Origin of the sequence: Miltoncostaea marina (genome assembly GCF_018141525.1) — a bacterium.
GTDB lineage: Bacteria > Actinomycetota > Thermoleophilia > Miltoncostaeales > Miltoncostaeaceae > Miltoncostaea > Miltoncostaea marina.
Genome location: NZ_CP064655.1, coordinates 3,083,110 through 3,102,958 on the forward strand (window position 1 = coordinate 3,083,110; position 19,849 = coordinate 3,102,958).

At 78.0% G+C, this 19,849-nt stretch carries 16 protein-coding genes; 5 read left to right on the top strand and 11 right to left on the bottom strand.

The genetic code is table 11. The annotated features are described in order from the left end of the window. Positions 1 to 35 precede the first annotated feature (35 nt). Complete coding sequence (locus ITJ85_RS15625) at positions 36 to 1,247, top strand: HD-GYP domain-containing protein (protein WP_217914031.1); 1,212 nt, start codon at positions 36 to 38, stop codon at positions 1,245 to 1,247. Between the two features lie 41 nt (positions 1,248 to 1,288). Here the strand turns inward: ITJ85_RS15625 and ITJ85_RS15630 are convergent, their stop codons facing one another. From ITJ85_RS15630 to dinB, 6 genes are read right to left on the bottom strand one after another with little or no spacing between them, the layout of a single operon-like run. Then, positions 1,289 to 2,080 carry a hypothetical protein gene (locus ITJ85_RS15630; protein WP_217914032.1) on the bottom strand — a complete coding sequence of 264 codons (792 nt, stop codon included), beginning with the start codon at positions 2,078 to 2,080 and terminating at the stop codon, positions 1,289 to 1,291. Positions 2,081 to 2,124: 44 nt separating this feature from the next. After that, on the bottom strand, positions 2,125 to 2,751 hold the full coding sequence (locus tag ITJ85_RS15635; protein WP_217914033.1) for a hypothetical protein: 627 nt from the start codon (positions 2,749 to 2,751) through the stop codon (positions 2,125 to 2,127). Beyond that, positions 2,738 to 3,610 (bottom strand): thioredoxin family protein, encoded by an 873-nt coding sequence (locus tag ITJ85_RS15640; protein ID WP_217914034.1) that lies wholly within the window; start codon positions 3,608 to 3,610, stop codon positions 2,738 to 2,740. Before ITJ85_RS15640 ends, ITJ85_RS15635 begins: the two co-directional genes overlap by 14 nt. 15 nt (positions 3,611 to 3,625) lie before the next feature. Beyond that, positions 3,626 to 4,528, bottom strand: coding sequence for a DegV family protein (locus ITJ85_RS15645; protein ID WP_217914035.1), 903 nt, complete (start codon positions 4,526 to 4,528; stop codon positions 3,626 to 3,628). Next, positions 4,528 to 6,033, bottom strand: a complete 1,506-nt coding sequence (locus ITJ85_RS15650) for a DAK2 domain-containing protein (RefSeq protein ID WP_217914036.1) — start codon at positions 6,031 to 6,033, stop codon at positions 4,528 to 4,530. The genes ITJ85_RS15645 and ITJ85_RS15650 overlap by 1 nt, the downstream gene beginning before the upstream one ends. A 27-nt stretch (positions 6,034 to 6,060) precedes the next feature. Beyond that, positions 6,061 to 7,098, bottom strand: a complete 1,038-nt coding sequence (dinB, locus tag ITJ85_RS15655) for a DNA polymerase IV (protein WP_217914037.1) — start codon at positions 7,096 to 7,098, stop codon at positions 6,061 to 6,063. Positions 7,099 to 7,166: 68 nt separating this feature from the next. On the opposite strand from dinB, the gene ITJ85_RS15660 reads away from it, so the two are divergent. The 3 genes from ITJ85_RS15660 to ITJ85_RS15670 are packed head-to-tail and all read left to right on the top strand — an operon-like array spanning position 7,167 to position 14,017. Beyond that, positions 7,167 to 10,124, top strand: coding sequence for a PD-(D/E)XK nuclease family protein (locus ITJ85_RS15660; RefSeq protein WP_217914038.1), 2,958 nt, complete (start codon positions 7,167 to 7,169; stop codon positions 10,122 to 10,124). Then, positions 10,121 to 13,399 carry a UvrD-helicase domain-containing protein gene (locus tag ITJ85_RS15665; protein ID WP_217914039.1) on the top strand — a complete coding sequence of 1,093 codons (3,279 nt, stop codon included), beginning with the start codon at positions 10,121 to 10,123 and terminating at the stop codon, positions 13,397 to 13,399. Before ITJ85_RS15660 ends, ITJ85_RS15665 begins: the two co-directional genes overlap by 4 nt. A 9-nt stretch (positions 13,400 to 13,408) precedes the next feature. Then, positions 13,409 to 14,017 (top strand): hypothetical protein, encoded by a 609-nt coding sequence (locus tag ITJ85_RS15670; protein ID WP_217914040.1) that lies wholly within the window; start codon positions 13,409 to 13,411, stop codon positions 14,015 to 14,017. Positions 14,018 to 14,029: 12 nt separating this feature from the next. Here the strand turns inward: ITJ85_RS15670 and ITJ85_RS15675 are convergent, their stop codons facing one another. The 5 genes from ITJ85_RS15675 to ITJ85_RS15695 form a co-directional block, all read right to left on the bottom strand. Next, positions 14,030 to 14,242, bottom strand: a complete 213-nt coding sequence (locus ITJ85_RS15675; RefSeq protein ID WP_217914041.1) for a hypothetical protein — start codon at positions 14,240 to 14,242, stop codon at positions 14,030 to 14,032. Between the two features lie 127 nt (positions 14,243 to 14,369). Then, positions 14,370 to 16,106 carry a GspE/PulE family protein gene (locus ITJ85_RS15680; RefSeq protein WP_217914042.1) on the bottom strand — a complete coding sequence of 579 codons (1,737 nt, stop codon included), beginning with the start codon at positions 16,104 to 16,106 and terminating at the stop codon, positions 14,370 to 14,372. A 123-nt stretch (positions 16,107 to 16,229) separates the two neighbouring features. After that, entirely contained in the window at positions 16,230 to 16,970 is a 741-nt protein-coding gene (locus ITJ85_RS15685; protein WP_217914043.1) for a class I SAM-dependent methyltransferase, read from the bottom strand. Positions 16,971 to 16,982: 12 nt separating this feature from the next. Then, positions 16,983 to 17,717: a tetratricopeptide repeat protein gene (locus ITJ85_RS15690; RefSeq protein ID WP_217914044.1), complete on the bottom strand. Its 735-nt coding sequence runs from the start codon at positions 17,715 to 17,717 to the stop codon at positions 16,983 to 16,985. 78 nt (positions 17,718 to 17,795) lie between these two features. Beyond that, complete coding sequence (locus ITJ85_RS15695; RefSeq protein ID WP_217914045.1) at positions 17,796 to 18,032, bottom strand: hypothetical protein; 237 nt, start codon at positions 18,030 to 18,032, stop codon at positions 17,796 to 17,798. A 124-nt stretch (positions 18,033 to 18,156) separates the two neighbouring features. On the opposite strand from ITJ85_RS15695, the gene ettA reads away from it, so the two are divergent. Continuing rightward, positions 18,157 to 19,839 carry an energy-dependent translational throttle protein EttA gene (gene ettA / locus ITJ85_RS15700; protein WP_217914046.1) on the top strand — a complete coding sequence of 561 codons (1,683 nt, stop codon included), beginning with the start codon at positions 18,157 to 18,159 and terminating at the stop codon, positions 19,837 to 19,839. The last annotated feature ends 10 nt before the right edge of the window (positions 19,840 to 19,849 follow it).

Sequence of the window (19,849 nt, forward strand, 5' to 3'; positions counted from 1 at the left end):
TCAAGCGCGGGGCGGCGGGTGCCGAATCCCCATGCGTGAGGATCATCGCCACCTCCCGCCTGCAGCCCGGCATGCGCCTCGCCCGGCCCGTCTACTCGGTCTCCTCGGGCGCCCGCATGCCGCTGCTGCGGCCCGACGCGGTGGTCACCGAGCGGGTGCGCGCCGGCCTGGCGCGGGCGGGCGTCTTCGCCGTCTACATCGACGACCACCTGTCGGAGGGCATCGCCCCCACCGAGCCGATCTCGCCGGAGCTGCGCGACCACGCGGTGCGCGAGCTGTCGTCGGTGTTCTCGTCGGTGACCACCGACGGCACCTCCACGCGGGTGGCCGGCGAGCAGGTGGAGCGGCTCGGCGGGCTGGTCAAGTCGGTGCTGGGGGAGCTGCGCGAGAGCCGCCACATGGTCTCCGCGCTGATGGACCTGCAGGCCTTCGACGCCTACACCCTCGGCCACTCGCTCAACGTGTGCGTGCTCGGGCTGATGCTGGGCGACGCGATGATGCGCCAGATGGGCTGGGAGGACGGGCGCGGGGTGCGACGCTTCGACCACCTCGACGACCGCCTCGAGAAGCTCGGCGTGGGCCTGCTGCTGCACGACATCGGCAAGCTGGTGGTGCCGGCGCACATCCTGCAGAAGCCCGGCCGGCTGACCGAGGACGAGATGTCCCTGGTGCGCAACCACCCCCAGGCGGGCCTCGACATGATCGAGCGCGGGGCGCTCTCGGCGCTGTCGCGAGTGGTGATCATCGGCCACCACGAGCGCATGGACGGCAGGGGCTACCCCAACGGCCGCGGCGCCGACCTGCACCCCCACGCCCAGCTCGCGGGGATGGCGGACGTCTACGACGCGGTCTCGTCGATGCGCGTGTACCACGCGCGGCGGCCCACCCACGAGGCCTGGGAGCTGGTGCTGAGCCTGGCGGGCAGCGCGTTCCCGATCGAGCTGGTCGAGATCTTCAAGCGCACCATCGCCCCCTATCCCGAGGGCGTCGCCGTGCGGCTCAGCGACGGCCGCCGCGGCATCGTGGCGCGCACGTCGCGCGAGCACATCACGCGGCCGCGCATCCGGGTGACCCACGACGCGGACGGCGCGGCGGTGGCCCCGCACGACATCGAGCTCTACGAGGAGCTCCACGTGACGATCGCCGACACGCTGCAGGACCTGGAGGGCGCCGACGACCCGACGCCGCCGCCCGCCGAGCGCACCCCCGACGAGCTGCACGAGCAGCGGATGGCCGCCGTCGTCTGAGCGGGGCCCGCGCGGGCGCCCCGCGGGCGCGGGCGCGGCGGCTACCGCCAGCGGCGCCCGACCACCTCGCCGCGGCCGCGGTTGACGTTCCAGCGGGTGACGTAGGCGCGGCTGGCGCCGAGGGCGGTGGTCCAGAGGATGCGCCTGGCGCCCCGCTGCGAGAGCAGCGTGCGCACCGGCCCGCCGCGCACCGCGCGGATGCGCAGGAACGAGTCGGAGCCCGCGTGCTCGACCCAGGCGACGCGCCCCTGGGCCAGCGAGGGGTTGACCTGCAGGCCGGTGACCGAGGTGGCGATCACCCGGCCGCGGGTCAGGCGGCGGACCGGGGAGACGCGGATCTCCGACCAGCGCCCGGCGGCCACGTGCCAGGCGATCAGCCCGCCGCGCAGGGCCGGCCGGCCGAGGTCGACGTGGCGGCCCACCCGGGCCACGACGCGCGTGCGCCGGGTGACGAGGTTCACGAGCTCGAGCACCTGGCCGCCGGTCCGGGTGCGGCGCACGTAGGCCAGGTCGGGCCAATCGAGGGCCGGCTTCATCAGGCGCGCGCCGTCCACGCGGCCGAGCTCCTGGCCCGAGCGCCAGGCCACCAGGCGCACGCCGGCCGAGTCGACGTACGCCAGGCGCTCGCCGTCGATGGCGGGCGAGCGGGCGTCCTCGTAGCGCAGCGGCGGCCCGCCCGGGCGGCGCACCAGCACCACGGGCCCCGCGGCGCCGGAGCCCGCCACGGCCACGTGGGCGCCGGAGGCGGCCGGGTCGAAGGCGCCGCTCAGGCCGGACGGGGCCTGGGCGGCGGCCGGGCCGGCGCCGGCGACCAGCGCGGCCGCGGCCGCCACGAGCGCGGCCGCGCCGGCCGCCGCCGGGCGCGGGCGCGGGCCGGTCAGCAGGGCACCCCGGTGTCGACGTACATCACGCAGAACACCCGCCGGCCCGGGCGGCAGTAGCCGCGCAGCGAGGCGTCGCCGTTGATGCGCACCCGGCTCGTCGAGCAGCAGTCGGCGAGCTTGCGGATCTGGTTGTCGCAGCAGCGGTACCAGGCGCCCTGGGTGACGGTCGTGATGCCGAAGCGCTTCGGCACCCAGTCCTCGCACAGGCGGGTGCGCGGCGCCTTCGGCAGCGGGGTGCCGTCGCGGCGCACCAGCGGCGCGCCGGCCTCGTCGACCGGCCGGCCGAGCGCGTCGACCAGGCGGCCGCGGTCGTCGATCGGGCGCCCGTCCGTCGGCCGCACCGGGTAGCCGCGCGGGTCGACCCGGGGCAGCGGGCCGGGCGCCGGGCAGGAGCCGGTGGTCCAGGTGTGGCCGCAGAAGCCGTACCAGCCCTGCTTGGTGCGCCTGGTGCCGTAGACGCGGCGGCGGCGCGCGCCCTCCGCGGGCGCGGCGCCCACCAGCGCAAGCGCGCCGGCCGCCACCGCGGCCAGGAACGAGCGGCGCGTGGCGCGCGACGCCAGGCCGTGGGCGAGGCCCCGGGCGGTGCGGTCGATGGCCCGCTCGCCGTCAGGCGACCGCACCGATGCGCTCCTCCCCCAGCGAGATCAGCTCCTCGATCTGCTCCAGCGTGTTGACCAGGCCCTTGGCCACCACGACGCCGTCGATGGCGAAGACCACGTACGGCGTGCCGGGCACCCGGAAGTCGGCGAAGACGCCGGGCGACGCGTGCTCGTCGACCCGCACGACCTCGATGCCCTCGCGCTCGACGGCCTCGAGGGCCGGGCGCAGGTCGGCGCACAGGCGGCAGCCCGGCGAGGAGAAGGCCACCAGCTCGGCGCCGCGGCCGCGCAGGGCGTCGAAGGCCGGCGCCGGGCCGCCGAGCGGCGGGCCCTCGTGCTCCAGCTCGAGCGCCGGCCGGGGCCCGAGCCGGGCCTCCAGCACGCCCACCTGGCGGTAGAGCGCCAGCACGAGCACGGCCAGCGCCACCACGGCCAGCGCCAGGGCGGCGAGGGCGACGGCGGTCAGCACCCCGCCCGAGGGCGCGGGCCGGTCGGCGACGCCCGAGGCGACCACGGCGCCGAGCGCCGCCAGCAGCAGGGCGCGGACGGCGAGCAGCGCCACGGGCCGCTCGCGCGTGCCGCCGAAGCAGCCGCAGGGCGCCCGGCGCCGCCCGCGGGCGCGCATGAGCCCCAGCGAGCCGGCGAACACCAGCCCCAGGGCGGCGGTGCCGGCGCCGGCGGCGCGGGCGGCCGGCTCCACCAGCAGCAGCGCGCCGAGCGCGGCCTCGACGGCCACCAGCGCGGCCGCCGCGGCACCGCGCAGCGGCCGCGGGACGCCGTGGTCCGCGACGGCCGCGGTCAGCGCCCGGGGGTCGCGGAGCTTCGCCGCCGCGGCGGCGAGCAGCACGACGGCGAGCACGATGCGGAGCGTCAGTTCCACCGGCGGGCGACGGTATCAGGAGGGATCGCCACCGCCATGGGGCGCGGGCGGATCGTGGACGAACGCCACCACGTAGGCGCCCGGCCCGGCGTGGGTGCCGACCGTCGGCCCCACCTCGGCGACGAGCTCCGTGACCGCCAGCGGGCGCACGCCCGCGACGAGCGCCTCCAGCTCCGGCACGACCTCCGGCCGGCGCGAGTGGCCGTAGGCGACGCGCAGCGGCCGGTCGTCGCGCGAGTTCTCGGCCACGAACCGCTCGATCGCCGGCAGCACCCGGTGGGCGCCCCGCACCCGCGAGTGCGGCGCCACCTCGCCGTCGAGGATCTGCAGGATCGGGCGCACCCGCAGCAGCGACCCGGCCACCGCCTGGGCGCGCCCGATGCGCCCGCCGCGCAGCAGGAACTCGAGCGTCTCGAGGGTGAAGACCGCCCGGTGGGCGGCCGACAGCGCGGCGACGTGCGCCGCCGCCTCGCCCGCCGTGCAGCCGCGCTCCAGCAGCGCCTGCAGCCGCAGGGCGATCAGCCCGAGCGCCACCGTCACCGACCCGCTCTCGAGCACGAGGGTGCGCGCCGGGTCGACCGCCTCGGCGGCGGCCCGGGCGCGCTCGACCGTGCCCGACATGCGCCCCGACAGCGGCAGCACCACGGCGCTGTCGTGGTCCTCCAGGGCCCGGCGCATGACGTCCTCGAGCACCCCGGGCGAGGGCTGGGCCGTGGTCGGCAGGCGCCCGGCGCGGGCGAGGCGCTCGTAGAAGGCGGCGGCGTCGATGTCGACGCCGTCGGCGAACGCCCGGTCGCCGAAGATCACCGGGATCGGCACCACGCGCCAGTTGGCCGGCCGGCGCTCCGGCGGCACGTCGCACGAGGAGTCGACCACCAGCGCGGTGCGGCCCGCGTCGAGCGGGCGGCCGGGGTCCATCACTCCACCCCCACCCAGAGCGCCGGCGCCGCCTGGCCGCCGGCGTGGGCCTCGACCTCCACGCCGGCGCCGGCGGCCGCGCGCACCCAGCCCTCCACCACGGCCGGGTCGACCGCCGGGGCCGCCCCGACGAGCACGGTGACGAGGGCGTCGCCGCCCGGCGCGACCAGCGGCGCCAGCGCCCGGGCCAGCGCCTCGCGCAGCGCGCCCGGGTCGTCGCCGTCGACGGCGGCGACCGCCACGGCGCCGGCCGCGGCGCGCATCCGCTCGGCCGCCTCCGCGGCCGACGCCGCCGGGTCGAGCTCGACCAGGGCGCTCAGCATCGCGGGCGGCCCGCTGACCGCCACCACCTCGACGCCCGGGTGCCCCTCGGCGGCCTCGCGGGCGTCGGCGGCGTCGGCCCCGCACGCGAGCACGACCACCTCCAGCCCGTCCAGCGCGCCGATGGCCGCGGCGATCGGGGCGGGGTCGCCTGCCGGCGCGAGCGGGGTGGCGCCGAGGCCCTCGGTCAGGGCCCGCAGGCCGTCGCCGCCCGCCACCGCCAGCGCCGCGCAGCGCGCCGCCGGGTGGGCGCGGCGGGCGATGCGCGCCGCCCGCTCGGCCTCCTGGCGGCGCATGTCGTCCCAGCGCACGCCGTCGACCGCCCCCCAGGCGGCCGCGGCGGCCGCCGCGCGCTCGGGCGCGTCGGTGTGCACGTGCACCTTCGCCCGGCGGGCGTCGCCCATCACCAGCAGGCTGTCGCCGAGCGGCAGCAGGGCGGCCTCGAGGGCGGGCAGGTCGATCGCCTCGCCCTCCACGAGGAAGGTGGTGCAGTAGCGGAAGCGCGAGGGCGGGTGGTCGGTCGCCGGGGCGCGCGGAGCGGCCGCCGGCGGCGCGGCCGGCGGCTCGCGCCCGGCGAGCGCGGCGGCGAGGCCCTCGAGCAGGATCGCCACGCCGAGGCCGCCCGCGTCGACCACGCCCGCCTCGCGCAGGGCCGGGAGCATGCCGGTGGTGGCCGCGACCGCGTCGCGCGCGCCGGCCAGGGCGGCCTCGAGCGCCCCGAGCGGCCCGCCTCCGGAGGCGTCGGCGGCCGCCTCGGCGGCGGCGCGCGCGACCGTCAGCATCGTGCCCTCCACCGGGGCGCGCACCGCGCCGTAGGCCGCATCGCTCGCGGCGCGCAGCGCCTCCGCCACGGCCGCCCCGCCGGGCGGCCCCGTCGCGGCGGCCATCGCCTCGGCGGCGCCGCGCACGAGCTGGGAGAGGATCATGCCGCTGTTGCCGCGCGCGCCCATGAGGGCCGCCCGGGCGATCGCGTCCCAGCGCTCGGCCGACGGCATTCCCGCCGTGGCGCGCGCGGCCTCCTCGACGGCCGCGGCCGTCATCAGCATGTTGGTGCCGGTGTCGCCGTCGGCGACCGGGAAGACGTTGAGGTCGTCCAGCTCGCCGGCCCTCGCCGCGAGCGCGGCGCGGGCGGCGGCGATGCAGCGCGTGACTCGCTCGTCCGGGAGCGCGGCCGTGCCCGTCATGGTGTGCCGACCCTACCCCGGAACCGGTCAGAACAACGTCAGCTGGCGCTCCGCGCTGAGCCCCGAGACGCCGACGCCCATCAGGCGCAGCGGCCCGGCGCGCTCGGCCAGCGCGCGGGCGAGCAGGGCCCGCGCGGCCGTGCGGATGACCGACGGGTCGTCGGTGGCCGCGCGCACGGTCTGGCCGCGGGTGACCGTGCTGAAGTCGGCGTAGCGCAGCTTGAGCGTCACCGTGCGGGCGGCGCGCTCGCGGCGCACCAGCGACTCGGCCACCCGGTCGGCGAGCTCGGCCACGATGCCCTCCATCTCGGCCGGCTCGCGGACGTCGCGGGGGAAGGTGCGCTCGGACGAGATCGACACCCGCTCGGCGGGCACCGGCTCGACCGGCCGCGGGTCGACGCCGCGCGCCCGCCGGCGGAGCTCCTCGCCGTGGCGGCCGGGCAGCAGCGCCGCCGTCGCGGCCTCGTCGAGCGCCGCCAGCTCGCCCACCGTCGCGACGCCCGCGGCGCCCAGCCGCTCCTCGGTGCGCGGGCCCACGCCGGGCAGCGCCCGCACCGGCAGCGGGGCCAGGAAGGCGGCCTCCTCGCCGGGCGCCACCACCGTCACCCCGCCCGGCTTGTCGCGGTCGGAGGCGACCTTCGCGACCACCTTGCACGTCGCCACGCCGAGCGAGCACGACAGGCGCACGCGCTCGGCCACCGCCCGCCGCACGGCGTCGGCCGCCTCGGCCGCCCCCGCGTCGGGCAGCTCGAGGTAGCCCTCGTCGAGCCCCAGCACCTCCACCGCGGGCGACAGCTCGCGCACGAGGTCCCAGACCCGCCCGGACCACTCGCGGTAGTGGGCGATGTCGGGGCGCACGAACACCACGTGCGGGCAGCGGCGCAGCGCCTCGGCTGCGCTCATCGCCGAGCGGATGCCGAACCGGCGCGCCGCGTAGTTGGCCGTCGCGACCACCCCGCGCCCGTGCGGGTCGCCGCCCACCACCACCGGCCGCCCGCGCAGCTCGGGCCGCCGGTGCATCTCCACGGCCGCGAAGAACGCGTCGATGTCGAGGTGCGCGATCACGGCCGGGTCGGGTCCGAGCGTACCCGGGCGCGCCGGACGGCGTCCGCCCCCGGGGCTACCGTGGGCGGGTGAGCACGACCGCCCCGTCGCGGGAGGCCATGCTCGACGCGATCGCCGCCGGACGCCGCGCGGACCCGCTCGCGCCGGTCACGGTCATCTCGCCGTCCCACCTCGCGGCCCTCCAGATGCGCCGGGCCCTCGCCGAGCGCGGGCCGTACGCGGCCGTGCGCTTCGAGACGCTGCCGCGCCTGGCCGAGCTGCTCGGCGCCGGCCGCCTGGCGGCCGAGGGCCGCCGCCCGCTGGCGCGGCCGATCGGCGACCACCTGGCGGAGCGGGTGGGCGAGGAGGCCCGCGGGCCGCTGGCGCCGATCCGCGAGCTGCCCGGCTTCGGCCGGGCCCTGCGGCGCCTGTTCGCCCGGCTGCGGCGCGGCGGCCTCGTGGGCGGCGAGCGGCCGCCGGAGGGGGTCGGCGAGCACCTCGCCGAGGTGATGCGGCTCTACGGCCGCTGGCGGGAGGCGATCGCCGCCTTCTACGACGAGGACGACCTGCTCGACGCGGCGGCCGACGCCGTCCGGGACGACCCCGCGGCCGCCGCGGAGCTCGGGGCCGTCCACCTCGTGCCCACCGGCCCCTTCTCCGCCGCGGGATGCCGGCTCGTGGAGGCGATCGCGGCGGCCCGCGGGCCCGTCACCCGGGTCGCCGAGCCGGAGGCCGGCGACGATGTGCGCATCCTCCTCGCCCCCGACCGCGCGAGCGAGGTGCGCGCGGCGGTGCGCGAGGTCGTGGTGGCGCTCGAGGAGGGGGTGCCGCTGCACGAGATCGCCCTGCTGCACGGCGCCGACGACGGCTACGCCCGGCCGCTGCGCGAGGCGATGGAGGCCGCCGCCGTGCCGGCCGTCGCCATGCCCGGCCTGCCGCTGGTGGAGACGCCGGCGGGGCGCGGCGTGCTCGCCCTGCTCGAGGTCGCGCTCGATGACCTGTCGCGCACCGCGTTCATCGACGCGCTCAGCGTCGCGCCCGTGCGGCGCGAGCTGCCGGCGCGCGCCGGGACGGTCCCGCTGCGCATCGGCCGCTGGGACCGGCACTCGCGGGCCGCCGGGATCACCCACGGCATCGCCCGCTGGCGCGAGGGCGTGCGGGCGCTCAACGAGGAGCGCCGGGCGCAGCTCGACGCCGGCCGCCGCGACGGGGCGCAGAAGGGCTGGCTCGAGGACGAGATCGCGGAGGCCGACGAGCTGCTGGCCGTGGTGGAGACCCTCTGGGCGCGCCTCGTGGAGCTGCACGAGCCGTCGCCCGCGGCCGAGTTCCTGCGCCGCCTGCGGCGGCTCGTGTCGGAGTACCTCGACACCTCGGCCCCCGGGATGCCGGAGGTGCTGGCCGAGGTCGAGCGCCTCGGCACCATCGACGCGGTCGGCGGGACCTTCACGCTGGCGCGCTTCCACCGGGCCCTGCGGGTCAACCTCGAGGCGGCCGCGGTGCGGGAGGGACGGTCCGGCGAGGGCGTGCTGGTCGCCGACCACCGCCGCGCCGCGGGGCTGCGCTTCACGCGCGTGGTGCTCTGCGGCGCGGTCGAGGGGCTCCTGCCGGCCGGCCCGGGCGCCGACACGCTCGTGCCCGACGCGGCCTGGGCGCGCCTGCGGGCGGCGGGCCACCCGCTCGTCGAGGACGCCGCCCTGCGGGTGGAGCGGCGGCGCGCGGCGGCCGAGCGGGCCGTCGCATGCGGCGCCTCGGCGGTGCTGACCTGCCCGCTCTACGACGACGGCGGGGCGCGCGACCACTACCCCTCGCCGGTGGCGCTCGCCGCCGCCCGCCGGCGCGACCCCCGCATCGCGACCGCCACCGAGCTGCGGGGGCACCCCGGCGCGAGCTGGCTGATCCGCCCGCCGTCGCCGCTCGCGGCCCACCTGGCCGGTCCGGCGCTCGACCGCTGGGAGGTCGGCCTGCGCGCCGCCGTGCGGCGCGTGGCGTCCGGTTCGCGGGCCCCCGGCGGGGATCCGCTCGCGCGCCCGCTCGCCATGCTGCGCGCGCGCCGGGGCGCCGCGCTCAGCGAGTGGGACGGCAACCTGGCCGCGCTCGCGGGCGCGGACTGGCTGCGCGTGCCGGAGGTGGTCTCGCCCACCCGGCTGGAGCACTACGGCGCGTGCGGCTTCCGCTTCCTCATGGCCACGCTGCTGCGCCTGCGCGTGCCGGAGGAGCCGTCCGACGACGAGACCATCGACCCCGTCACGCGCGGGAACCTCATGCACGCGACGCTCGAGGACTTCTTCCGCGAGCAGCAGGCCGCCGGCCGGCCGGGCGTGGGTGAGGCGTGGACCGCCGCCGACGAGGCGCGTGCCCAGGCGATCCTCACCGGCCGCCTCGCGGAGGCGCGGGCCCGCGGACGGGCCGGGCTCGCCGTCTTCTCGCGCCAGGACGAGCGCACGCTGCGGGCGGAGCTGCGCCGCTTCCTCGCCGAGGACACCCGCTTCCGCCGCGCGACCGGCGCGGTGCCCCACCGCTTCGAGCACCCGATGGACGCGGTCGGCCCGGGCGGGCAGCGCTTCCGGGGGTTCATCGACCGCATCGATCGCGACCCGGCCACCGGGCGGCAGTGGATCATCGACTACAAGACCGGCCGGCCCATCGAGATCGGCGACGACGACCCGTTCGACGAGGGCAGGCGCCTGCAGCTGCCCGTCTACCTGCTCGCCGCCGACGGCGCACCCGCCTCGGCGCTCTACTGGTTCATCTCGGAGCGCGGCGACTTCGGGATGGCCGTCTACGCGCCCGACGCCGACCGGGAGGCGCGCTTCGCGGCCACCCTCGCCGCGGTGGCCGGCGGCGTCGCCGCCGGCGCCTTCCCCGCGGTGCCCGGCGAGTTCGACGAGCACTGGGGGGAGTTCGACAACTGCCGCCACTGCGACTTCACCCGCATCTGCCCGCGCGCGCGGGGGGACGACTTCGCGCGCAAGGCGGCCCACGACGGCGTGCGGCCGTGGCACGGGGTGCGGACGGCGGCCACGGCGGCGGAGGCCCCGGCGCCGTGAGCGCCCCGAGCCCGGACGCGGCGGCCCGGCGGGCGATCGCCGAGCAGCTCGACGCCACGATGCTGGTGGAGGCCGGCGCCGGCACCGGCAAGACGCGGGCGCTGGTCGACCGCGTCGTCGCCCTCGTCGCCCGCGGCACGCCGATCGACCGGATCGCGGCGATCACGTTCACCGAGCGCGCGGCGGCCGAGCTGCGCGAGCGGGTGCGCGCCGGGCTGGACGCCCGGATCACCGCGGCGGCCGACGACCCGCGGGCCGCCGCCCGCTGCGCGCAGGCGCGCGACGGGCTCGACCGCGCGCAGCTCTCCACGATCCACGCCTTCGGTCAGGCGCTGCTGCGGGCGCTCGCGGCCGAGGCGGGCATCGACCCGGACATGACCGTGCTCGACGCGCTCGCCGCCGAGCGGCGATTCGACGAGCGCTGGCGGGCGGCACTCGAGGACCTGGACCCCGACGGCCCCGACGGCGCGGCGATCGACCTCGCGCTGCGCAGGGGCCTCACCATCGACGGGCTGCGGACGCTGGCCGCGCGGCTCGCCGATCGCGAGGACGTGGCCGCGGCCGTCGTGGCCGCCCCTCCCGCGGCACCCCCGCCGCCCTGGGGGGCGATCGAGCGGCTGATCGGCGCGGTGGCCGCGATCGACTGCTCCGGCGTCGCCGACGAGGACGCCTGCGTCGTGCACGTCCACGCGCTGCTCGACGCGCTGGAGGGGCTGCGCGGGGCGGAGGGCTGGGAGCGCGACGCGCTGCTCGCGTCCGCCGCCGCGCTCGGCGCCAGGAGGCTGGGCCGCACCGGGACCGCCGGCGCATGGGGCGGCAAGCCGCGCCTCGACGCCGCGAGGAGCGTCGCGCTCGAGGCCGGCGCAGAGCTCGGGCGGCTGCTCGAGGCGGCGCGCACCGAGGCCCTGTGCGGCGTGCTGCCCTGGCTGGCCCGCACGATCCTCGCCGACGCCGGGCGGCGGCGTCGCGACGGCACGCTCGTGTTCGGGGACCTCATCCTCTGGACGCGCGAGCTGCTGCGCCGGCCGGACGCGCGCGCCGCGCTGCGCGAGCGCTACGACGTCCTGCTCATCGACGAGTTCCAGGACACGGACCCCTGGCAGATCGACATCGCCGAGGCGTTCGCCCGCGGGCCCGGCGGCGACCTGGAGCCCGGGCGGCTGTTCCTGGTCGGCGACCCCAAGCAGTCGATCTACCGCTTCCGCCGCGCCGACATGGCGGCCTACGCCGACGAGCGGCGTCGCGTGCGGGAGGGCGGCGGCCTCCTCCCGGCGCTCACGGAGAACCGGCGCTCGCGCTCGGTGATCGTCGACTGGGTCAACGCGGTCGTGGGGCGGGTGATCGAGGAGACCGGCGACCCGGCCCTGCAGCCGCCGTACGTGCCGATCGCCGCCGAGCGCGACGTCGAGCTGACCGGACCGGGCGTCGTGTGCATGGGCGGCCCGACCGACGCGCGGGCCTGGGAGATCCGCATGGCCGAGGCGACCGAGGTGGCCGCCGCCTGCCGCGCGGCCATCGACGAGGGCTGGCAGGTGCAGGACCGCGACGCCGGGCCACGGCCGGCGGAGCTGCGCGACATCGCGGTGCTGATCCCGGCGCGCACCGGCCTCAGCACGCTCGAGCGCGCCCTGCGGGCCGCGGGGGTCCCGTTCCGGGTGGAGGGCGGCAGCCTGGTCTACCGCACCCAGGAGCTGCGCGACCTCATCAACTGCCTGACGGCGATCGACGACCCGAGCGATGAGGTCGCGGTGGTCGGCGCGCTCCGCGGCGTCGCGTTCGCCTGCTCGGACGTCGAGCTCGCCGAGCACCGGCGCGCCGGCCTGCGCTTCAACTACCTCGCCCCCGCGATCGACGACGCGGCCGGGCCCGTCGCCGAGGCCCTCCGCTGCCTGCGCGCCCACCACCGGCGGCGGCACGACACCTCGCTCGCGACGCTCGTCGAGCGCTTCGTCGCCGAGCGGCGCATGGTCGAGGTGGGCCTCGTCGACGGGCGCAGCCGCGACGCCTACCGGCGCGCCCGCTTCGTGGTCGAGCAGGCGCGGGCGTTCGAGGCCGACCGGCCGAAGGGCCTGCGGGCCTTCGTCCTCTGGCTGGAGGAGCGGACCACCGGGCCGATCCTCGAACGCGACGGCTCCGGGCTCGACGACGACGAGGACGCCGTCCGCGTCCTCACGATCCACGCCTCGAAGGGGCTCGAGTTCCCCATCGTGATCGTCGCCGGCATCGGCACCAGCCCGCCCTACGCCGCCCCGCCCACCGTGGCGCTCGACGCGGCCGGCGAGCTCGTCGCCACCATCGGATCGAAGTCCCGCGGCATGCGCCTGTCCGTCGGCGACGTCGCCGGGGCGGAGGCGCGCGAGGCCGACCACCAGCACGCCGAGGGCGCGCGCCTGCTCTACGTGGCCGCGACCCGCGCCCGGGACCACCTCGTGGTGTCGCTGCACCACCACCACAGCCGCGCCCGCAGGAGCGGCGCCTGCCGGCTGATCGCCGCCGGCGCCCTGGACCACGCGCCCGCGTGGGCGCCCCCCGCTGCGCCGGCGCCGGACGTCACGCCGCTTGGCGACCTCCCCGTCGAGGGCGCCGACGCGTCGCCCGAGGAGCACGACGCGGCGCGGGCCGCGCTCGTCGCGGCGGCCCGGACCGTGCGCTACACCAGCGCCACGGGGATGGCCGCCGCCGCCCGGGCCGCCGAGGAGGCGCCCCCCGACGAGGAGCGCGGCTCGGAGAACGGCGACGAGCCGTGGTCGCGCGGCCGCGGGGGCTCGCGCGTGGGGCGCGCCGTGCACGCGTCGCTGCAGAGCCTGGCGCTCGCGGCGGGGCCGGACGAGGTCGACGCCGTCGCGGCGGCGCAGGCGGTCGCCGAGGCCGTGCCCGATCGGGCCGCAGAGGTGGCGGGGCTGGTGCGGTCGGCGCTGCTGTCGGACGCCGCCATGCGGGCCCGCGCCGCCGCGGGCACCCTGCGCGAGGTGCCCTTCGCCCTGCGCCGCGGCGACGCGGTGGTGGAGGGCTTCATCGACCTCGTCGTCCCCACCGCGGCGGGCCTGGAGATCGTCGACTGGAAGACCGACGACGTGGCCCCCGGCGACGTGGCCGACCGGCTGGCCGGCTACCGGCTGCAGGCCGGGCTCTACGCCCTGGGCCTGGCCGAGGCCACCGGGATGCCGGTGGCCCGCATCACCTACGTCTTCCTGCGCGCCGGCGTGGAGGTGTCGCCCGGCGACCCGGTCGCGCTGGCACGCGCCGCCGCCGACCGGGTGGCCGCCCCCGCGTAGGGTGCGCGGATGGGCGCCGCCGTCACGCTCCCCGAGCGCGTGGTCGTGCCGACCTGCATGGGGTGCGGCGCGATGGGCCGCGCCGAGGGCTGCGAGGGGGCCTGCTCGGAGCACCGGCTCGACCTGGTGCGGGCCGCCGAGCTCGAGGCGCTCGAGGCGGCCGCGGCGATCGCGCGGGCCCGGGTGGCGCGGCTCGCCCCGCTGGCCCGGCGGCTGGCCGGCGACCCGCCGCCGGGCGACCCGGACGCGGCGTTCGCCGCGCTGCGCGACGACGCCCGGGCGGCCCTGCGCGCCCTGGCCGCCGCCGGGCCCGCGCCGGCCTGGGGCGAGGGCGAGGCCGTGACCGGCTGGTGGTGCGCGGAGTGCGGCAACGTCGACGTGCCCCGGCCCTGCATCGGCGTCTGCGTGTGGCGGCCGGCCGGGTGGGTGCGGCTGGACGTCGTGGAGCGGGCCGCCGGGCGGGCGGCGCCGGCCATGGAGGCCGACGCGCCCCTGTCGCGGGTGCTGTCCCGGCTGGCGGCCGTGCGCCCGCGCGCCGGGCAGGCGGAGCGCAACTGGCGCGCCCTGGGCGCGCACGCCGCCGTCGCGCTGGCGGCGCCCGGCGCCGCGGCCGCGTAGGGGCGGCGGGGCCTAGCGGGTCGGCGCCGCGGAGCCGATGCGGCGCACCAGCGCCTCGCGCTGGGCGGGCGTCAGGCGGTGCAGGCGGCGGCGCACCTCGTGGAGCGCCGCCTCGACGCCGCGGCCCCCGAGCAGGGCCTCGCGCACGGCGACGCGCGTGCGCGCGGCCTCGCGGGTCGCCACGTCGGACGCCCAGCGCTCGATGTCGATGCCACCCGTGCCCACCGCGGACCCCCTGTGCGGCGCCCGGCCCCGTGCCGGGGCGCAGCCCCACGGTACGACGGCCCGGACGCCCGGTCCGCCCCCCGCGAGGGGGGTTCGCCACCCCCCTGGCGGCCGGGCGGCGCGGGGATCAGGCGACGGTGCGGGCCAGCTCGTTGAGGGTGGTCTCGCCGGCCAGCACCTTGAGGACGCCGTCCTCGCGCATGGTGCGCATGCCCTCGCGGCGGGCCTGGCGGCGGATCTCCGACGAGGGGGCGGACGCGGCGGTGAGGCGCTCGACCTCCTCGCTCATCGTGAGCATCTCGTAGATGCCGACGCGGCCCCGGTAGCCGGTCTGGCGGCAGTGCCTGCAGCCCACCGACTTGTGGATGGTGGCCGTCTCGCCGACCCCCTCCGGCAGGGTGGCGGTGCCGGCGAACTCCCGCAGGGTGGTGGCGGGCACGGTGACCGGCGTGCGGCACTCCGGGCACAGGCGCCGCGCCAGCCGCTGGGCGAGCACGCCCAGCACGCCGCTGGCGGAGATGAACGGCTCGACGCCCATCTCGGTGAGCCGGGTGAGCGCGCTGGCGGCGTCGTTGGTGTGGATGGTGGCCATGACGAGGTGGCCGGTGAGCGCCGCCTGCATCATGATCTGCGCCGTCTCGCCGTCGCGCACCTCGCCGATCATCAGCGTGTCGGGGTCGCTGCGCAGCAGCGAGCGCAGGCCGGCGGCGAACGTCAGCCCGGCCTTCGTGTTGACCTGGACCTGGTTGATGCCGGCCAGGCGGTACTCGACCGGGTCCTCGATCGTGATGATCTTGCGGTCGCCGGTGTTGAGGGCGTGTAGCGCGCCGTAGAGGGTCGTCGACTTGCCCGAGCCGGTCGGGCCGCTGACCAGCACCGCCCCGTAGGGGCGGCGGTAGCAGGCGGTGAAGCGCTCCAGCGTGTCGCGCGCGAAGCCCAGCTCCGAGAGCTTGCGCATGGCGTTGGAGGTGTCGAGGATGCGGATGACCACGCCCTCGCCGTGCACCGTCGGCACGGTGACCACGCGCAGGTCGAGGCGGTGGCCGGCGGCGGTCAGGCTGACGCGCCCGTCCTGAGGCAGCCGGCGCTCGGCGATGTCCATGTCGGCCATCACCTTGATGCGGCTCACGACCTCGCGCGAGAGGGCGGCGGGGATGGCGGCCACGGTGCGGATGACGCCGTCGATGCGGTAGCGCACCAGCATCTCGTCGGCCTGCGCCTCGAGGTGGATGTCGGAGGCGCCCTCCTCCACCGCCCGGGAGACGACCGACCCCACCATCCGCACGACCGGCGCGGCCTCGCCGTCGATGCGGCCGAGGTCGGCGGTGAAGTCCAGCTCGCCGCCGGCGCGGCCCGCCGCCGGGGCGGCCTCGCGCACGAGCCCGGAGAGGAAGTTGTCCGCGTGGACGTCGCCGGCGTTGAGGAAGGCGTCGATCTCGGCGTCGAGGGCGAGCGCCGGGCGGATGTCGCGCCCGACCAGCATGCGCAGGTCGTCGAGGGTGAGGACGTCCGACGGGTCGGCGGTGGCGAGCAGCAGCGCGCCGCCCGGCTCCACCGCGAGGGGGATCACGCGGTACCGCTGGCGGCTGCGCTCGTCGAGCAGGTCGAGGACGGCCGGGTCGACGCCGCCGGACAGCCGGGCGCGCGGCACCCCCAGGCGGCGGGCCAGGCCGTCGGCCATCGTCTGGGCGCTGATCGTGCCCTGCGCGACGAGGATCTCGCCCAGGCGGCCGCCGTGCTGGCGCTGGTGCGCGAGCGCGGCCTCGAGGACGGGCCGCGTGATCGCGCCCATCTCGATGAGCACCTCTCCGAGCCCGGCCTTCGGCGGGGAGGCGACCGCCCGGGGGGCTGTGGCCTGCGACATGGGTCTCCCTCGTGTCGTCCGACGTTCGCCGCCCGTATCGGCCGGCGGCGCGCGCATCTGAGCCCGCAGGCCCCCCACGCGAGGGCCGCCCTCGCGACGGCGCCGTCCACGCGCCCCGGGGGCTCAGCCGGCCCGGCGGCCCCAGATCACGACGGCGCCGCCGAACGAGAGCCGGCGCACGCGCAGCTCGCCCAGCCCGGCGGCGCGGTGCAGCTCGAGCAGCGCCGGCAGCGGGTGGCGCCGGTAGAGGTCGGGGATGCTGCGGTGCAGGAACCGCCCGGCCCGCCACCAGGGCGCCCCGCCCACGACCGCGCCGGCGGCCGGCAGCACCGCGCCGGTGTAGAGCCGCCACAGCGCGCGGGGCAGCGCGCGCGGCGGGACGCCGAACTCGAGGCTCGCGAACGGCGCGCCCGGACGCATGACCCGGGCCAGCTCGCGCAGGGTGGCGGCGGGGTCGTCGACGTAGCGCAGCAGGTAGGTCACGGTGAGCCCGTCGAAGGACGCGTCGGCGAACGGCAGGCGCTCCGCCTCGGCCCGCACGAGCGTCACGCGCTGGGCCAGCCCGGCGTCCGCGAGGCGCGCGCGGGCTGCGTCGAGCATCTCGAGGCTCTGGTCGACGCCGGTCACGGCGCACCGGCGCTCCAGCACGAGGCGCTCGGCCACGGCGCCCGTGCCGGTGGCAACGTCGAGCACGCGGTCGCCGGGGCCGGCCGGCACCCGATCGACCAGGAACCGATGCCAGCGCGGCTCCTGCCCCAGCGAGAGCAGGGCGGCCCGGCGCGAGTAGGCCGGCCCGGCGAGCCCGGCGAACAGCCCCTGGGTGGCGGGCTTGTCCGGCGGGCGGAAGCCGGGCCGGTCGCTCACGCGCGGGGCGCCTTAGTAGAGGGCCTGCGCCAGGCGGCGGCGGAAGCGCACGGCGAGCGGGTGGTGCTCGCCGATCTCGGCGAAGACGCCGAGCATCGCGGCGCGGACGTCGTCGCGCAGCTCGGGCGCCACCCGGACCGCGTCCAGCAGGTGGGCGAGCCCCGTCTCCACGTCGCCGCGGCCGAGCGCGGCGATGCCGGCGGCCACGTCGGGCTGGTCGGCCGACGCCAGGCGGGCCCGCGCGAGCAGCGCCGCGGCGCCGGCGTCGAAGGCGACCGGGTCGAGCAGCGCCACGATCTCGTCGGCGCGGCCGTCGGCCACCAGCAGGCGGGCGAGCGCCACGCGTGCGCCCACGTGGCCCGGCTCGAGCTCGACCGCGGCACGCAGCGACGCCTCGTCGCCGGCCGCGATGAGCTTCTCCGTCTCGGAGGGCACCAGCCGGTCGAGGAAGGCCTCGACCGCCGGGGGCGGCTGCATGCCGACGAACTCGGCCACGGCCACGCCGTCGCGGAAGCCCTTCACGTACGGGATGCTCATCACCCGGTGCTCGCGGGCGAGGTTCGGGTTGGCGTCGATGTCCACCTTCGCCAGCAGCACCGCGCCGGCCCGGCGCTCCACGGCCGACTCGATCACGGGCGCGAGCTGGCGGCAGGGCCCGCACCAGCCGGCCCAGAAGTCGACCACCACCGGGACCTCATGCGAGCGCTCGATCACCTCGGCGCCGAAGCTGGCCTCGGTCACGTCCACGTGCACATCCCTCCCGTTCGCCGTCTGCCGTCCGCCACTGACGGTAGCGGAGGTGACGAGCGGGCCGCCGCCCGGCGGCTAGGCGGCGTGCGAGCGCCCGAGGGCCGCCGGCACCGGCGGCGCGCACCGCGGGCACGGCGCCCAGTGGCTCGCCAGGTAGCGCCACGGCCCGTGCACCACGTCGCGCACGCCCGGGTCGCCGCGGTGCGGCGCCTCGGGGCAGTCGTGGCGATGGTACGGACCCCATCCGCCCGCGCTCATGTGGGCGACACGGCCGGTCCCTCCGGCGGGACGCCCGTCGTCGAAGCTCGTCATGTCCCCTCCCCCGGGGATGCCACCGCCGCGGCCCTCCGCGGCTCCTCGTTCGTCGTCGCGTCTCGACGGTAGCGCATACGGACTTGAGGGTCGGGGTCCTGCAACCTTCGTTACCCTGGCACCCATGGCCGACCAGTACATGTTCACGATGTACCGCCTCCGGAAGGTCCACCCCCCGGACAAGGTGGTGCTCGACAACGTCTCGCTCTCGTTCCTCCCCGGCGCCAAGATCGGCGTGCTGGGCCAGAACGGCGCGGGCAAGTCCACCCTCCTGCGCATCATGGCGGGGCTCGACACCGAGTTCTCCGGCGAGGCCGCCCTCGCGCCCGGCGCCACTGTGGGGCTGCTGCCCCAGGAGCCGGACCTGGACCCCACGAAGGACGTCCGCGGCAACATCGAGGAGGGCGTCGCCCACCAGGTGGAGCTGCTGCGGCGCTTCGAGGACATCGGCGCCCGCCTGGGCGGGATGGAGCCCGACGAGATGGAGGCGGCGCTCGTCGAGTACGGCGAGCTGCAGGAGCAGATCGACCGCCTCGACGCCTGGGACCTCGACCGCAAGCTCGACGTCGCGATGGACGCGCTGCGCGTGCCGCCCGGCGACCAGGACGTGACCACCCTCTCGGGCGGCGAGCGGCGGCGCGTGGCGCTGTGCCGGCTGCTGCTCTCGGCGCCCGATCTGCTGCTGCTGGACGAGCCCACCAACCACCTCGACGCCGAGTCGGTGGCCTGGCTGGAGCGGCACCTGGAGGAGTACGGCGGCACCGTCGTGGCGGTGACCCACGACCGCTACTTCCTCGACAACGTGGCCGGCTGGATCCTCGAGCTCGACCGGGGGAAGGGCATCCCCTGGAAGGGCAACTACTCCTCCTGGCTCGAGCAGAAGCGCATGCGCCTGGAGCAGGAGGAGAAGGCCGAGTCGGCCCGCCAGAAGGCGCTCGCGCGCGAGCTGGAGTGGGTGCGCAGCTCGCCGAAGGCGCGGCAGGCCAAGAGCAAGGCCCGCATCGCCAACTACGAGCGGCTGGTGGCCGAGGAGCGCGAGCGCCGCGGCCGGGCGGTGGAGATCCGCATCCCGGCGCCGCCGAAGCTCGGCGACCTGGTGCTCGAGGCGAGCGGCGTCACGAAGGCGTTCGGCGACAAGCTGCTGATGGAGGACCTGTCCTTCACCGTGCCGCCCGGCGCGATCGTGGGCGTGATCGGCCCCAACGGCGCCGGCAAGACGACCCTCTTCCGCATGATCGCCGGCCAGGAGCAGCCCGACTCGGGCTCCATCCGGCTCGCCGACGCGGTGCAGCTCGCCTACGTCGACCAGTCGCGCGACGACCTCGACCCCGCGAAGACCGTCTGGGAGGAGGTCTCGGGCGGCCACGACATCATCAAGCTCGGCGGCACCGACGAGATGAACTCCCGCGCCTACGTGGCGTCGTTCAACTTCAAGGGCGGCGACCAGCAGAAGCCGGTCGGCAAGCTGTCGGGCGGCGAGCGCAACCGCGCCCATCTGGCCAAGCTGCTCGCCGGCGGCGGCAACCTGCTGCTGCTTGACGAGCCCACCAACGACCTCGACGTCGACACCCTCCGCGCGCTGGAGGAGGCCATCGAGTCGTGGTCGGGCTGCGCGATGATCACCTCGCACGACCGCTGGTTCCTCGACCGCATCGCCACCCACATCCTCGCCTTCGAGGGCGAGAGCACGGTGCGGTGGTTCGAGGGCAACTTCCAGGAGTACGAGGACTGGCGCCGGCGCACCCTCGGCGAGGAGGCGACCCGGCCGCACCGCATCACCTACCGGCGCCTCACCGCGCCGGGCTGAGCGGCGCCGC